Origin of the sequence: Psychrobacter pacificensis (assembly GCF_900101915.1) — a bacterium.
Taxonomy (GTDB): Bacteria; Pseudomonadota; Gammaproteobacteria; order Pseudomonadales; family Moraxellaceae; genus Psychrobacter; species Psychrobacter pacificensis.
Map to the genome: position 1 here is coordinate 316,799 of NZ_FNAL01000001.1, position 16,535 is coordinate 333,333.

The following is a 16,535-nucleotide window of genomic DNA, read 5'->3' on the forward strand; positions in this document are numbered from 1 at the left end:
TGAGAATTAGGGGACTGGTCACCGGTATTATCAGAGCGTGCGTTCAAAGCTACCTCGCAAGACAACAATCATCAATAAAATAAAAGTAAAATGGCAAAATTTTAACGGGCTACTTTACTTACACCGTTTTTATAAACTGGGCTTGCCTATTGTATGGTGATGCGCGTAGGAGTACAACCGCCGAGCAGGTCTTTTAAATGCCGTTTTATCGCGTCAAATAATAAAGAGTAAATGATAGAAGGCTGGCGACTGCGTAGCAAATTGTACAAGTGCGCTTTTGCCATGCGTGATTCATGGATAAAATGCTACACTAATACGGTGTTTGCACAAAGGTGTATGAGCAATCTGGTACCTTTATGATGACACGACTTCTAATAACTTACTGCTGATAAATAGTGCTGCTATGAAACCTGAATTGCCTCCACGTATTGCTGTCCTGTTAGTCAACCTTGGTACGCCAGATGAGCCGACGGCGCCTGCCGTAAGACGTTATCTCAAACAGTTTTTGTCAGATCCGCGAGTGATCGAGATTCCCAAGTTTTTGTGGGCCATTATCTTAAATTTGTTTGTCCTGCCAAGTCGTCCTAAGCGCGTGGCAAAGGCTTACGCGAGCATTTGGGAAGGGGATTCGCCGATTCGTAAGATATTAAAAAGCCAAGTTGAGCTATTAGAGCCGCGTCTGGCCAATCGCGTAGCGCCATTTCGCGTCTCTGTGCATCCTGCGATGAGCTATGGTAATCCTGGATTGCCTGATGTGATGGATGCACTGCGTGCAGAAGGCGTGGATCACTTTGTCATTCTGCCTTTGTTCCCGCAATACTCAGCCTCTTCAGGTGGCGCGGTATATGATGCGCTGACAAAATGGACACTTAAGCAGCGTAACTTGCCAAACTATACCATTGTCAAAGACTACTTTGCGCATCCGTTATACATTCAGGCGCTAGCCAATTCTATCCGCCGTTTCCAAGAGAAACATGGTAAGCCTGAGAAGTTAATGTTTAGCTTTCACGGTATCCCGCAGCCTTATGCTGATAAAGGCGACCCGTATCCTAAGCGTTGTAAGTGTACCGCTGCGCAAGTGGCACATGCTCTTGGTCTAAAAGACGACGAGTGGATCATCAGCTTCCAGTCGCGCTTTGGTAAGCAAGAGTGGGTAAAGCCGTATACTGATGTGGTATTAGAAGATTGGGGCAAATCTGGTGTGCGCTCAGTACAAGTGATTAGCCCTGCATTCTCAGCGGATTGTCTTGAGACGCTAGAGGAGTTGGCCATTGAAAACCGCGATAATTTTTTGGAGGCAGGCGGGCAAGAGTATCACTATATCCCTGCGCTAAACCTCGATGAGACACACATTGAATTGCTCGAAGCGTTGAGCTTGCCTCTTGTAAAAGGCTGGGCTGGCACACTTGATGGATGGGTTTAATCGGCTGAAAATATCTATTACTGTTAGTTAAATGATAAGTCATAAAAAAGCACGCTTAACGATATTAAGCGTGCTTTTTCGCTCTAAAGGGCTATATTAGCCGCGGTGCTAATTTCTAAAAATCATCGTCATTGCTGCGTTCTGCGGCATCTCTATCAGCAATATCCATTGTATCTGGATAATCATTATCATCAAGATTGTCTTGCACCAAAATCTCATCCACACGCGACTCATCAAGGTTTTGACGATGCATAGGTGTTAATCCTTGCGTAGCAGCACTACCGACTTCTGAATTATCAAACCCTGCACTATTATCAATCACATCATCATTGTCGATAGTGTGCAGCATCGGATTGTCTAAATCGACCAACTGATTGTCTTGGTTATCGGTGCTGTCATTATTGTCGCGGCGATTGCCATCGATATGATCCATCTCTTCTGGTAGTGGATTCTTTGTGTTTTCCATCAGTCATTCCTTGTTGTAATTATTAGCAGTAAAGTCATTGTAAGGGCTTATAAAAGCGCTGCTTATAGCGACATTGATAATCTGTCCATAAGTTTGTACGGTTATTGGGATTTTCACTAGTAGTAAGGTGTGACAGGATGTTCAAAAAATGTAAGGCGATTGCCAAAATGCAAAACGGCTACTCATATTGAGCAGCCGTGAGTTTTCATAAAATTGCTTAAAAGATCTTTGTTGCTACGTCATTAGGGCGTGTTGAACATTCGCAAATAGGCACTGCTGATCGCTAAAATGGTTCCAGACACGGCACAAAGCGACGATAATGCAGATGCCTTAGCGAGATTTGTAACGCAGTATGGGGCAATTTTAGCATCAGCCCCAACGATAAAAGCAGGGGACAGGACTCTTTTTTGCCGCTTCATCGTTAAAAATAAGCGCTTAGAATGACTAAACTTATTATTTTTAACATCGAATCGCCTAAAAAATAGTCGCTGTCAGTGCCATGGTCGAATGTTCAACACGCCCTAATAGTATCGTAACTATAATTTTAATTATCAGCGTGTTTGAGCTCATAGTTTAATTTCTGCACAAGACATGATTCATAATCAGCCAGTTTGAATCGCCATAAATACGTCAAGGCAATCGCGTAAATCGCAGTCTCAGCCAACTCTTCGACAACTTCACCAAATGTAGGCTGGAACATAATGGCGTTCTCGCCCATATATTGAATGATTGCCAGCGCGGTAACGATGAGGTAGAGCGAGACCGGCACGTTCTTTAACACTGCCCATAGGTAGTGCCTCGAATAAGCTAATAAGCCAAGCGCGACGAGATAGATAACGGTCAGCACACTATCTTCCCACCAATCATAAGAGTGATTTAAAAACGAGAAATCGCTCGGAACCAACAAATCTGGTAGATAGTTTAGCTCGCGACGAATGACGGTAAAAAATACAAGTACGGCTGCCAACCAAAAGGCCTGAATGTGTTTGATATGACTTTTTATCATGTACTGTGTGCAACGCAGCAAACAGACAAATAGCAAGATCATACCAGGAATTTCAATAATGCCATCTGAACTCAAAATAACTGGCTCCTGCGTATCAAAAAAATGTGTCAAAAACAAAAAAGTGAGCCCGTAGGCTCACTCTAAACCAAAAAACATCTAACGAAATATGCATAATCTACTATGACGCTATTATAACCCAATATGGTAATAATAACGTCATAGAATATAACCAAGTAGTCATAAGTGGTTGTTTATATAGATGATACAGTGGGTTTCAAAACCCATCATAACCCATAATATCTTTAAGCTCGCTAGCGTTCTAAGTTGACCAAATCAATGATTAATGCGCCTCATCCCAGTTTTGACCGCTATCAGTCTCAACCAGTAACGGTACAGCAAAGTCGACATGCCAGCCTTTATCTACGGCCGTAGTCGTCAAGACATCTTGCATGGCATCGGTAATCAGTTGGCTAACTTCGTCTACCTTATCGGCATCCACTTCAAACACCAGTTCATCATGAACTTGCAGCAGCATTTTGGCTTGATCTTTTGGCAATACCTTATCAACGGCAATCATGGCAAGCTTAATCAAATCAGCGGCAGATCCTTGTAGCGGCGCGTTGATTGCGGCACGCTCAGCGCCTTGCTTGACCATACGATTGCTATGATTGATATCAGGGGTATAGAGTTTACGGCCTAATATCGTCTCGACATAGCCTTGCTCGTACGCGCTGGCACGGGTGTTGATCATATAGTTTTTGACACCCGGATAGCGCTCAAAGTACATATCGATATAGTCTTGCGCTTCACCGCGGCTCATCTGTAATTGCTTGGCAAGTCCAAAGGCACTCATCCCGTATAGCAGACCAAAGTTAATGGCTTTGGCATTACGACGTTCAGTTGAGGTAACGTCCGTAACGTTTTTACCAAGCACTTCAGCAGCAGTGGCAGCATGAATATCTAACCCTTCGTTAAAGGCATGCGTCAAGTTCTTATCACCTGAGAAATGCGCCATGAGACGAAGTTCGATTTGTGAATAATCCGCGGCCAAGATCACGCGACCTTCTGGGGCGATAAAGGCTTGGCGAATCAGGCGGCCCGTCGCAGTACGAATGGGAATATTTTGTAAGTTAGGATCAGTTGATGACAGACGGCCAGTACTGGTCAGTGCTTGATGGTAACTGGTATGCACGCGGTCGGTCTCAGCATCTGCAACATTATCGAGTGCATCGGTATAGGTGCTTTTTAGCTTAGACAGCCCGCGATACTCTAAGGTGATATCGACTAATGGGTGATCGATTTTTGATAGAACCGCTTCACCAGTCGAGTATTGACCAGATTTGGTTTTTTTGCCACCCGGCACGCCAAGCTTGTCAAACAGCATCTCACCAAGCTGCTTCGGTGATCCTAAGTTAAACTCTTCGCCAGCCACTTCATAAGCACGTTTTTCTAGCGCGATGATTTCTTCATCAAAGCGTTTTGATAGCTCGTTTAAGAAAGAGCGTTTGATGAGAATGCCGTTTGCTTCCATTTGGCAAAGTATCTCTGCCGTTGGAATCTCTAGCTCGTGTAGCAATTTGGCATTATTGGCATCGTTAGCCAACTCAACGCTGAACACGTCAAATAACTGATAAGTAATATCAGCGTCTTCACAAGCATAGTCACTCGCAATATCGATAGCCACTTGGTCAAAGGTGACTTGCTTCGCGCCTTTGCCTGCGACTTCCTCAAAGCCAATCGTCTGCGTTTGCAGATAATGGCGTGCTAAATCGTCCATACCGTGTCGAGTCGCTGCCGCATTGATAACGTAGCTTGCCAGCATGGTATCCATCGCCCAGTTATTTGGCTGCTCATGTATCGCACCGACTAGGTCGATATCATAGTGAGCAAGGATATGCGCATCGTACTTTAGATGCTGTCCGATTTTACCGATATTTGGATTCTCTAACACAGGCTTTAAGCGCGCCAGTACGGTATCGCGGTCGAGTTGTCTCGCTGTTAGCTCATCACCTTCTAAGCGGTGGGTGAGCGGGATATAATAGGCCTCGTGAGCTTGTACAGCAAAAGACAGCCCGACGATTTGCGCGTCACGCCAATGAACGCTGGTAGTTTCGGTATCGATAACAAAGTGCTGAGCTGCTTCTAATAATTCGACCAAGCTATCAAACGCAGGCTCGTCGAGCACAGTATGCCACGCTTTATCTTGATGGTTACTGCCCGTCATATTATCAATATGGGTCGATTGCAGCGATTTGGCAACTTGCGCTTGTGACTCAGCGTCTGCTTGGCTATCAGCGACACTTTGCGCGCCATTCGCAGGATGGTTTGGATGATCAAGAGATGCCAGCTCATTTCTAAATTCAAGCTCGGTATATAGGGCGCGAAGCTCCTCTATATGCGCACAAGGATCGGTGTTGATTTTGAGATCATTCCAATCTTGGCCGATTTCCAAATTGGTGACGATGGTAGCAAGCTTTCTGTTAAAAGGAATATCATCGGCGTGTTCGATCAAACCTTTTGCGCCGCGGCCTTTGATAAAGCCAATGTGCTTGAGCATGTTGTCGATGTCACCATACTCAACCAACAAGTCTTTGGCGGTCTTTTTACCGATACCTGGCACGCCTTTGATCCCATCAGAGCTGTCGCCCATGAGCGTTAAGAAATCAATCATTTGGTTTGGGTTAATACCAAACTTATCGATTACCGCTGGTGTATCCGTGACTTTACCAGTAAAGCTGTCTTCTAAGATGACGCAATCATTAACCAACTGCATCATGTCTTTATCACCCGTTGAGATGACCACATGGTGACCTTGCTCGACGGCTCGATGGGCAAGTGTACCGATGATATCATCGGCCTCTGCACCCTCAATACGTAATAGCGGAATACCCAAGGCGCTGACCAAACGATGAATATAAGGAATTTGCTCTACCAGCTCTATGTCGATAGGCGGACGAGCGGCCTTATAGTCAGGCGACATATGATGGCGAAAAGTCGGTGACTTGGTATCGAAGCAGACGGCCATATGAGTAGGGTGATAACGACGCATCAGTTTTAGCAGCGCATTCAAGGTACCGCGTATCGCATTGGTGATTAGACCCTGCGAGTTTTGCATGGTCTTTGGGAGGGCATGATAGGTGCGAAACAGATAATACGAGCCGTCGACTAAGATAAAGGGCGGCTGATCTTTGTCTACATGACTGGTATCCATCAGTGCCACATTTGGCATATCGTCAAAATTCGGTAAGGCTTTAGGATCGAGTGCTTGATGGGAGTTGTGGTCGTGATCGGCGGTATTGTCAGCTATATTATCAGTCATAAAAGTCACTTATCAGCTATTAGATAAAAATATGCTCTTATTATAACGATAAAAACAGTGCGTGCCGAACTGCTTAACCGTTACGAGATGTTCTGGCGGTTTTATTTTTTCACCAAAATTTCAAACAAAAAAAGAACCCAGACCAGCTGAGTTCTTCTATAATTAACGTATTTTTAATTAACTACTTTCTTAATTAATTGTTGATAATGAGTCTCATAATACGTTACTTTACTTCTGAGGTGACTTCAACATCGATGTTGCCGCGTGTGGCTTTAGAATATGGGCACACTTGGTGCGCTTTCTCGACTAACTGTTGAAACTCGTCAGCTGACAATTCTGTATTTTCACCAATGACATGAATTTTAGCAGCCAGTTTATAGTCATGGCCTTCGCCTTGAAGCAAATCTACTTCAATTGAAGTGGTTGAATCAAACTTTGCTTTTTCCATTTGCTTAACAGCTGCAAGGGCGCCATCAAAGCAGGCACTGTATCCCATGGCAAATAGTTGTTCTGGGTTATTGCCCTCTTTTCCAGAGCCTGGTGGTACCATGTTTATAGTCAGGTCATTGTCACTTAAGCTTGCTGAACCTGCACGGCCGCCAGTAACAGTCGCTTTGGTTGAATATAACGTTTTCATAACACATCCTTTGTTTTGGTTTTTAGATTTTCGTGGTAAAGCCAAATAACCAACCTAGGATAACAAATCATTAAAACAGCTCAGTAAGTCGGTAGTAAATCTTTACGACAAGTTTGTAAATATGACTTTTGGACCTATCTACAATAACAGTAGAGGCTGATGCTCATAAACAGAATGACCGAAGCCATGTGGTTGGTCATATTAATATCATCAAATTGGATGATAAAAAATCTAAATCATAAGGACATTGTTCGATGAATAGAGTGGTTGCGATATCTGGTGTTTTCTTCTGGACAATGCTTGCGCTCATAGGCTGTGAAGAAGATAACGGCACTTATAGCAATAATAGTAATCGTATTACGGTAACAAGCTTTGCTAATAGCTATGACAGCAAGGCCAACGATACTGCCATTGCGCGCATCGATGAGACTTATCGCACAGGCGCACGCGAGATCAAAACCACCAATCTCATTAACAGTTATAGCAACCAGAGCCTCAATGATTTAGACAGAACCATATTGGCAGATAATTTCGAAGGTCGACTCGAAAACAAAGACATCGAAGTCAATGGTCGCACGGTCAAGCGTCCTATTTATGAAAAAAACAGTAATAACAAACTGGACTATCAAACCACCTATCAAACACTGAACTTGTCGGGCTTAACGACCCGCAGTTATAGCGCGGGCACGAATATTGAAGAGCGCCGCGGTATTCTCACCGATTTGAGTAATTATGCCAATATTCCATCTAATATTGCCTTCCCTGAAGGCTCCGTTTGTTACATTCCAGTCGTGACAAGCGAGCGCTCATTTTTGGCTTTCAATGACAAAAATAAGACAGGCTATTCGTCATTGGAGAAATGGATCGAAGCTGCTAAACAACGCTTTAGTGACGACAGAGATCATAGAACCTCTCAGTTTGGTGTTGGTATAGCAAATAAGCAAAAAGCGGCGCAAGTGATGTTCTTTGCATACAAAAATCAACCTGCCTATGAATATAGTGGTGTTGAATATGGGAAGGATATTTATGAGGCAAATTATGTTGCCAAAGGTAGCACCGATCCAAATATAGATAGCCGCTTTGGCGTGGTAGATTGTACGCTTGTCAATGAAGTCGCAGGAGACTTCTTAGCGGAGCAAATCAAGCGCTATTATTAAAATCAAGCAAGCCCTACGCTGACGGTTAAAAATTTTGTTAACACGCTTTGTCTGACTGATAGAGCGTGTTTTTTGTGCGTGAACTCTGCACCATAACGCGAAATCGGCTACAATACGCTCATTATTGATTCTATTTATTTAGATTGACTTCTAAATGACACAACTGTTGAAGCTGAAAACTATGAGCGTAGATCCAAAAAAACTCAACAAAGAAGTGGCCAAGCGCCGCACCTTTGCCATTATCTCGCATCCCGATGCTGGTAAAACCACCATGACTGAAAAGCTGTTGTTATGGGGACAAGCGATTCAGGTAGTGGGCGAAGTCAAAGGCCGTAAGACCGATCGTCATGCCACCTCAGATTGGATGAGTATGGAGCAAGAGCGCGGTATCTCAATCACCACCTCTGTCATGCAGTTCCCGTACAAAGACCACATGGTCAACCTACTAGACACCCCAGGTCACGCCGACTTTAGTGAAGATACCTATCGTACGTTGACTGCCGTGGATAGCGCACTGATGATGGTCGATGGCGCAAAAGGTGTCGAAGAACGAACCATCAAGCTGATGGAAGTTTGTCGCATGCGCGATACGCCAATCATCTCGTTCGTCAACAAGCTCGATCGCCAGATTCGTGAGCCGCTTGAGCTACTGAGTGAAATCGAAGCGGTACTAAAGATTAAATGCGTGCCCGTCACGTGGCCGATTGGTATGGGACAGGATTTTGTTGGAGTGTATCACCTTGCAGAAGACAAAACCTACTTATACGAGAAAGGCAATGGCGGCAAGATGACCGTCTCTGAGACACGCGAAGGCTATGATTATCCTGATATACGCGAGCGTCTCGGGCAATTGATGTTTGATGCTTTTGAGGAGTCACTCGAGCTGGTACAGATGGCGCTAGAAGAGTTCGATGTAGAGGCGTTTTTGGCAGGTGAGATGACGCCAGTTTTATTTGGCACGGCATTGGGTAACTTTGGTGTCAATATGGTACTCGATACCTTGGTCAAATACGCGCCGCCACCAAAAGCCCATCCAACGACTGAGCGTAAAGTATCAGCAACCGAGACTGACTTTACAGGCTTTGTTTTTAAAATTCAGGCAAATATGGATCCACGTCACCGTGACCGCATCGCCTTCTTGCGCGTGTGCTCTGGCAAGTACGAGAAGGGCATGAAAATGAAGCACGTGCGTCTAGGTAAAGACGTCCGTATCGCTGATGCCTTGACATTCTTGGCAGGCGACCGCGAGGCGCTAGAAGAAGCCTATCCGGGCGATATTATTGGTTTGCATAACCACGGAACGATCTCTATCGGTGATAGCTTCACTGAAGGCGAGGAGCTGAGCTTTACCGGTATTCCTCATTTTGCTCCTGAATTGTTCCGCCGCGTGGTACTAAAAGATCCGCTTAAATCAAAAGCCCTGCAAAAAGGACTACAGCAATTAAGTGAAGAGGGTGCCACGCAGGTATTTATGCCGCAAATCAATAATGATTTGGTCTTGGGCGCGGTTGGGGTGCTACAGTTTGAAGTGGTCGCGCATCGTCTCAAAGAAGAATACAAAGTGCAATGTACCTTTGAGCCAGTATCGATTGCCACTGTACGCTGGATTCACTGCGATGATGACGTGGCTTTGGCAAAGTTCAAGAAAAAAGCCCATGACCAGTTATCAATCGATGGTGGTGGTTATCTGACTTATCTTGCGCCATCACGGGTCAACTTACAATTGATGCAAGATCGTTATCCAGAGATCACCTTTAGCAGCACGCGTGAGCATTAAAACGACTGTTATCAAATCAACCGTATCACTGTATTGTTCATTGATTAAGACACGCTAGCCGTGTCTTTTTTATTGTCCGTTATTTATGCGGCAAATGAGTCAAGAGAGGTTTTGAATGATTATAGTTAAGTCTAAATAAAAACGATACAGGATAATAAATTCATTTGATTAAACGCTATTTTTCTTGCTTGCTGTGACTACGTCTCCAGAGGCTGCGCAAAATAGCGTTTAATCTTATTGTATCGATTTTATAGTGAACCGACTATAGCAACACTTCAAAAACACAAACAGTGTTCCTACAATACAGCGTCATTGTTACGGTAGAATGTATTGCAACATTTTATATTTATAAAAGAGGATACATGAAAGCTATGGTTCAATCTCATCTTAATAGGTTCACGCTGACGCATATTTCTTTAGGCAGAGTAGGGCGTACACGGCGAATTGGTCTCTTAGCAAGCGGTTTACTGATGGGTGCCGCTAGTCTGTCCGCAAATGCAGGTAGCCTTATCAGCTCAGCAGAGTATCTCGATTATCAGTTACCAGAAAAAATTCAAAAGATGTGTACTGAGCGTGATAATTGCCCAGAAATTGAAGTCAAATATCTCAAAAGCAATCACAGCTGGATAGACAACACCGTCAATGCACGTATTGATAATTTGGTGGTGAATAGCAAGCCAACTGAGTCAGCACCTATTAAGACGAAAAGCAGCCAGGAAGACGTCACGGCTGCGATTAATGACTTTGCGACATCGCAGTTTCAAGATATGCCTGAAGAGGTTTCGTGGGCTTATAGCTTGATGGTGACGCCTGATTACTTGGGTCACGTCAATAACTTTGAGCTGTTCGAAATCAACTCCTACGTCTTTACTGGTGGTGCACACGGCATGCCTTATAGCGAGTATCTAACGTTTGATCTGACCACCAAAAAACAAGTCACTCTTGATGACATGCTGATCAAAGGCAAAAAGCCTCGTTTTGAAGCACTCGCGCATGATGCGTATAAAGCATGGGTAAAGACCGTCGCTGATGATGTCAGTAGCTATGAGAAAAGCTGGCCGTTTATGTTGAGCGACAATGTGACCTTGACAGAGACAGGGATTAACATTCGTTATCAGCACTATTCTATTGGTCCATACGCCTACGGTATGCCGGTATTGAGCATTCCGTATAGCCAGCTTGATAAGGTCATCAAGCCTCACTTTATACCAAAATAGATCAAGCACATGACCACTAATTATGCTCTCTATCATAGAGTGGTCAGTGAATAAAAATTGACAGTAATTTGCTTAAAATCGTTTGAAAATTAATAGAAAAAATAAGGAGTAGCAAGATGACGGATAATACAGATAGTGTGAGCACGGCAGCACAAGCCAGCACATGGCAATTAAATGCATTAACAGAGGCGCTGGGCGATCTGACACTGACAGTCGAGGATAGCTTGTCTGTTGGTCGCGGCGGTGACAATGATGTGGTACTCGGCAGCAAGCAAGTATCTCGCAATCATGCCATTCTAAGCATACTTGATGGTCAGTTATACGTAAAAGACTTAGACTCTTCTAACGGTACCTTTATCAATGATCAACGTATCGCGGGCAACGAATCAAACCGTCTACAGGCTGAGGATACGCTTGGTTTTGCAAGCTTTAGTTTTCAGGTACAAGCGCCTGTCGGTGCTACAGCAGATGAGACACTAGAGCCAGTCATAACGGACGATACAGTAAGTAGTGTCAGTGATGAGACTGCCCCAGCAGAAACTACTGAGAATTTGCATGATGAATATATCATCGAAGATCATATCGTCAGCGAACCAATCGTAAAGCAAACGAATATTGAAGAGATTTTACCCACTGCAAAGGATGCAGAGAGTCCATCTGTCGATACTACTTCAGACACCGTAGTAGATTCAGCAAGTGCGCCTGTAGTTGACAGAGCGGAAGTGGCTGAACCAGCGACTCAAGAGCCAGTAGTTAAAGAGACAGGTATTGAGGATGTCTTGTCGGCTGCACAAAGTGCTACGCCTGCATCGATTGAAACAGCACCAGAAGAGTCAGAGCCAGTATCTGAGACGTCTGTATCTGAAACGCCTGTATCAGCGGCGACTGAGTCAACTGTAACGGAGTCAGAAGCTGTGACGACTGCAGAGCCGTTGACCCCAACAGTATCTACTGATGATGAACCAACAGTATCGCAGCCAACAGTAAGTGAAGAACCTGTAGTAAATGAAAGACCAGTAGTAAGTGAAGAGCACGACAAAACGACAAAGACTGAATTACAAGAAGAAGCCGATCCTGAGGTTTTAAAAGCCAAGCAAGCAGCGACCTCGCAGTTTTCGGGTACGGCAAATTTAGGGCAGGCTCATGATCTTGGCACCCAAGGCAACAACGCGATGGATCAAGAAATCAGTAATCCAGCTCATACAGGACAAATAGAGAAAAAATCTAGCGGTGGTTGGTTTATATGGGTATTTGCTGCCATTTTGATTATTGGCTTGGCATTATGGCTATTTAACATGGGCGTTATGTAGTGACATCGATCTGTAGTTTGAATACGAGCGTTTATCCATAGCTATTCTGACTGATAAGCAGTCCGTTACCTCAGTTAGTTTATGAAGGTTGAGGCCTGAACTTAACTGCTGTATGAATCGTCATTCAGACAAACTGCTTTTTATAGCGCTAACATTCAAATACGGTGTTGGCGCTATATTTTATGGTTCAGTCCACTGTTTTATTTTTTGCCATTCTGCTGCTAAGAGAGCGTTACTATGATGACTTTCCAAGAATATCAAGCGTTTAAAGATCGGGGTTTTAGTCATGCACCCTTAGTCAAAAAACGTTTGATGGATGCACAGACGCCAGTGTCTGTGTTTTCCAAAGTACGTGATTTAAACGGCTCTGCATATTTGTTTGAGTCTGTGGTAGGCGGTGAGCGCTGGGCAAGATACTCGATGATCGGCTTGGGTAGTGATCTTATTTTACAGTACGCTGATGGCAATATGACTACCAAGCGGAACGATCATATCGATACAGCAGCAGTAGAGAATCCTTTTGATTATATCCGTCAGCTGATGGCGCAGTATCAAATGCCGACTGCTGAAGATGTGCCCACCATGCCAAGTTTTAGCGGCGGCCTAGTCGGTTACTTTGGTTACGACATGGTACGTATCATTGAGCCTAGTGTGGGCCTATCTGACGCACCCAATCCGATGTCGATGCCAGATATGTGGCTGATGCTTTCCATGAGTGTCATTGTTTTTGATAATTTAGAAAATACCTTATCTATCATCGTCTATGCTGACTGTCAAACCGAGGAGGGCTACAGCTTAGCTATCCGTGAGTTGGAAAAAATCGAAGAGAAGTTGGCAGAACCGTCCAATTTGTCCGCGCCAGTGATGCCCACACCAAAATTTATCTCGCAAACCGGTATGGAAAAGTACTGCAGCGGCGTTAAGAAAATAAAAGACTATATCGCAGCAGGCGACGTCATGCAGGTGGTTCCAGCACAGCGGTTGACGGCAGATTACATAGGCGACTCTCTAGCCGTCTATCGTGCATTACGCTATCTAAATCCATCGCCGTATCTGTTTTTGGTGCATGGCTATACGCTTGATGATCACAAACGCTTTGATATCATTGGTGCTTCTCCTGAAATCCTGTCCCGTATCGAAAACGGCAAAGTGACCGTACGGCCACTAGCAGGGACGCGCAAGCGTGGTCAGAATGAAGCGGAGGATCTGGCACTTGAACAAGAACTGCTCACTGATGAAAAAGAGACTGCCGAACACTTAATGCTTATTGATTTGGGTCGCAATGATATCGGCCGTGTTTGTGAATATGACAGTGTCAAAGTTACAGACAAGATGTTTATTGAGCGCTACTCACAAGTCATGCACATCGCGTCCAATGTGGAGGGTACGATAAGGTCTGATAAAGACGCGCTAGATGTATTTTGTGCCACGTTTCCAGCGGGTACACTATCAGGCGCGCCCAAGATTCGCGCGATGCAAATCATTGATGAGATAGAGCCAGTACGTCGGACAGTATTTGGTGGTTCAGTGGGCTATCTAGGTTGGAATGGCAATATGGATACCGCCATTGCTATTCGTACAGCAGTGATGCGTCGCGGTGAAATCCATATCCAAGCAGGCGCAGGTGTTGTTGCTGATTCTGTGCCAGAAGCGGAGTGGGATGAAACCAATAAAAAAGCATTGGCATTGGTCAAAGCGGTAAAAATGGCCTGTAATGGACTACGCATTCGCTAGTTATATAGCCAGCTATGCAGCGCATATAATCACAATAGATCAGAAGAGCAATTACGTTGTTATTTTTCTATCAAAAAAATAACAACGTAATCAGTAGCTTGAATATTATTATTAAAATAATAAAAAAAAAGATAAAAAAGGGCTTGCGCATCTCAAAATATTTGATAGAATAGCCACCACTTTAGAGAGAACAAGCCGACTTAGCTCAGTTGGTAGAGCAACTGACTTGTAATCAGTAGGTCGCCAGTTCGATCCCGGCAGTCGGCACCATCTCTTTTGAAGTAGCTTTTTATGAATTTGTCTTAAATGAGAGTCATTTTTGTTCAAAGCACCCTTAGGTGGGATTGGGGAGCGGTCAAACCCAACAGACTGTAAATCTGTCGCGAAAGCTTCGAAGGTTCGAATCCTTCTCCCACCACCATATTTTTTTAAAAGTTTGTTATAGCGCCAAGCATGCTCTATATGGTTTCTAACTCTCAACTAGAGTTATTAAGATTAGAGTAAATGCGGGTGTGGTATAATGGTAACACCTTAGCCTTCCAAGCTAATGACGCGGGTTCGATTCCCGCCACCCGCTCCATATATACACCATCGCAAAGCCTATTAATTATTCATCACGACATCAGTTATTACTACTGTATCGTGATATTTTTTTTAGTGCAGCTCAAAGGTTTACACTATACGCTCATATAGCTCAGCGGTAGAGCACTCCCTTGGTAAGGGAGAGGTCTCGAGTTCAATTCTCGATATGAGCTCCATTTATCATGTAAATCCTCTATGCTTGTTTTGCTATTTATATATAGCTTTGCGTCGATATTGAAAATATAAAATATTGAAACATATAAAATTAGTACGACAGGTAACGATTTAAAGGTGACACTGAGGTGTTGCCTTTTAGTGCTGTCAGCATATTAATAAACATTGCTTTTGATGATTCGATATCAACAGAATTAAAACTGGTAAACGAGTATGCAAACGTTTATACATTACTTTTTGCATTTTGGTTTCCCTCTCGTTATCGCAGTTGTATTTTTTAAGAAAGAGTGGAAAAAAGCATATCTGATATTGCTTGCGACTATGTTAGTTGATTTGGATCACTTAGTAGCAGACCCGATCTTTCAGGCTAATAGATGTAGCATTAATTTTCATCCGCTACATACGTATTATGCGATGCTGGTATATGTTGCTTTGCTCTTTTTTCGTAAGCCTTTTAACATCATTGGAATTGGATTGCTTTTTCATATGTTAACGGATTTTACGGATTGTTTGATGATGTCATCTAGCTGATATAATAGCTTTGCACATCGAGCCGTTAAACGGTTATAAGCAGTAGCATATTTAAGACCTCTTTAGATAATAGAAAAATAGGTTTCGAGCAAGAGATGTATGACTATTGAGGATAAGCCGGCGTATAATAACGGATACAAAAATTAGTTCGAAGTGCTGTTTGATAAGAAGCAGTGGTTCGTGCGGTTGATAGCTAGGTTTATGATGAGTTAGTTTTATTATGAGCCATTAAACAGCTTTTTATTGATCATTCACCAAAAAAAAGAGGAAATACCCATGGCAAAGGCCAAGTTTGAACGTAGCAAGCCACACGTCAACGTCGGTACCATCGGACACGTTGACCATGGTAAAACCACCCTTACCGCTGCAATCGCAACCGTAGCTGCAATCACCTCTGGTGGCGAAGCAAAAGACTACGCGTCTATTGACTCAGCACCAGAAGAAAAAGCACGTGGTATCACCATCAACACCTCACACGTAGAATATGACACAGACACACGTCACTACGCTCACGTAGATTGCCCAGGTCACGCCGATTATGTCAAAAACATGATCACAGGTGCAGCCCAGATGGACGGCGCAATCTTAGTTGTATCAGCAACTGACGGCCCAATGCCACAGACTCGTGAGCACATCTTGCTATCACGTCAGGTTGGCGTACCATACATCATCGTATTCATGAACAAATGTGACATGGTAGATGACGAAGAACTACTAGAACTAGTAGAAATGGAAGTTCGTGAACTATTGAACGACTATGACTTCCCAGGTGATGACACCCCAATCATCCACGGTTCTGCTACTGAAGCCCTAAAAGGCTCACAAGAAAAATACGGCCAACCAGCCGTTGTAGAACTACTAAACGTACTAGACACCTACATCCCAGAGCCAGAGCGTGACGTTGACAAAGCATTCCTAATGCCAATCGAAGACGTATTCTCAATCTCAGGTCGTGGTACCGTAGTAACTGGCCGTGTTGAATCTGGTATCGTAAAAGTTGGTGACGAAATCGAAATCGTTGGTATCCGTGACACTCAAAAAACCACCTGTACAGGTGTAGAGATGTTCCGTAAAATGCTTGACGAAGGTCGTGCTGGCGAAAACTGTGGCGTACTACTACGTGGTACTAAGCGTGAAGACGTACAACGTGGCCAAGTACTAGCGAAGCCAGGTTCAATCACGCCTCACACCAAATTTGACGC

12 protein-coding genes and 4 tRNA genes are annotated in these 16,535 nt (G+C 43.9%); 12 read left to right on the plus strand and 4 right to left on the minus strand.

The window, feature by feature from the left end; genetic code table 11:
* The first annotated feature begins 403 nt into the window (after nt 1-403).
* Nucleotides 404-1,423 (plus strand): ferrochelatase, encoded by a 1,020-nt coding sequence (gene hemH, locus BLR43_RS01360; protein ID WP_093067877.1) that lies wholly within the window; start codon nt 404-406, stop codon nt 1,421-1,423.
* 115 nt (nt 1,424-1,538) lie between these two features.
* On the opposite strand, the gene BLR43_RS01365 is transcribed toward hemH, so the two are convergent.
* From BLR43_RS01365 to BLR43_RS01380, 4 genes are all read right to left on the minus strand, one after another.
* Nucleotides 1,539-1,889: a hypothetical protein gene (locus BLR43_RS01365; RefSeq protein ID WP_071002267.1), complete on the minus strand. Its 351-nt coding sequence runs from the start codon at nt 1,887-1,889 to the stop codon at nt 1,539-1,541.
* A 544-nt stretch (nt 1,890-2,433) separates the two neighbouring features.
* Entirely contained in the window at nt 2,434-2,970 is a 537-nt protein-coding gene (locus BLR43_RS01370) for a hypothetical protein (RefSeq protein WP_093067993.1), read from the minus strand.
* A gap of 265 nt (nt 2,971-3,235) precedes the next feature.
* Nucleotides 3,236-6,214, minus strand: a complete 2,979-nt coding sequence (gene polA / locus BLR43_RS01375; protein WP_093067881.1) for a DNA polymerase I — start codon at nt 6,212-6,214, stop codon at nt 3,236-3,238.
* A 223-nt stretch (nt 6,215-6,437) separates the two neighbouring features.
* Nucleotides 6,438-6,851 carry an organic hydroperoxide resistance protein gene (locus BLR43_RS01380; RefSeq protein ID WP_071002265.1) on the minus strand — a complete coding sequence of 138 codons (414 nt, stop codon included), beginning with the start codon at nt 6,849-6,851 and terminating at the stop codon, nt 6,438-6,440.
* A gap of 254 nt (nt 6,852-7,105) precedes the next feature.
* Here BLR43_RS01380 and BLR43_RS01385 point away from each other — a divergent pair, with 254 nt between their 5' ends.
* The 11 genes from BLR43_RS01385 to tuf form a co-directional block, all read left to right on the plus strand.
* The gene (locus BLR43_RS01385) at nt 7,106-8,008 is read left to right on the plus strand and encodes a hypothetical protein (RefSeq protein WP_093067885.1); all 903 of its coding nucleotides are present in this window, start codon (nt 7,106-7,108) and stop codon (nt 8,006-8,008) included.
* A gap of 181 nt (nt 8,009-8,189) precedes the next feature.
* Entirely contained in the window at nt 8,190-9,785 is a 1,596-nt protein-coding gene (locus tag BLR43_RS01390) for a peptide chain release factor 3 (protein WP_071003680.1), read from the plus strand.
* Between the two features lie 362 nt (nt 9,786-10,147).
* The gene (locus BLR43_RS01395) at nt 10,148-11,002 is read left to right on the plus strand and encodes an RsiV family protein (RefSeq protein WP_093067890.1); all 855 of its coding nucleotides are present in this window, start codon (nt 10,148-10,150) and stop codon (nt 11,000-11,002) included.
* Nucleotides 11,003-11,118: 116 nt separating this feature from the next.
* Nucleotides 11,119-12,312, plus strand: coding sequence for an FHA domain-containing protein (locus BLR43_RS01400; protein ID WP_093067893.1), 1,194 nt, complete (start codon nt 11,119-11,121; stop codon nt 12,310-12,312).
* 237 nt (nt 12,313-12,549) lie between these two features.
* Nucleotides 12,550-14,046: an anthranilate synthase component I gene (trpE, locus tag BLR43_RS01405; RefSeq protein ID WP_093067896.1), complete on the plus strand. Its 1,497-nt coding sequence runs from the start codon at nt 12,550-12,552 to the stop codon at nt 14,044-14,046.
* Nucleotides 14,047-14,240: 194 nt separating this feature from the next.
* Nucleotides 14,241-14,316: transfer RNA gene (locus BLR43_RS01410), tRNA-Thr, on the plus strand.
* A gap of 67 nt (nt 14,317-14,383) precedes the next feature.
* Nucleotides 14,384-14,467: transfer RNA gene (locus tag BLR43_RS01415), tRNA-Tyr, on the plus strand.
* Nucleotides 14,468-14,552: 85 nt separating this feature from the next.
* Nucleotides 14,553-14,626 (plus strand) — tRNA-Gly (locus BLR43_RS01420).
* A 103-nt stretch (nt 14,627-14,729) separates the two neighbouring features.
* A tRNA-Thr gene (locus tag BLR43_RS01425) sits at nt 14,730-14,804 on the plus strand.
* Nucleotides 14,805-15,015: 211 nt separating this feature from the next.
* On the plus strand, nt 15,016-15,333 hold the full coding sequence (locus BLR43_RS13760; protein WP_071002261.1) for a DUF6122 family protein: 318 nt from the start codon (nt 15,016-15,018) through the stop codon (nt 15,331-15,333).
* 276 nt (nt 15,334-15,609) lie between these two features.
* Nucleotides 15,610-16,535: elongation factor Tu (gene tuf, locus BLR43_RS01435; RefSeq protein ID WP_093067900.1), on the plus strand; the 926-nt coding region annotated here is incomplete at its 3' end.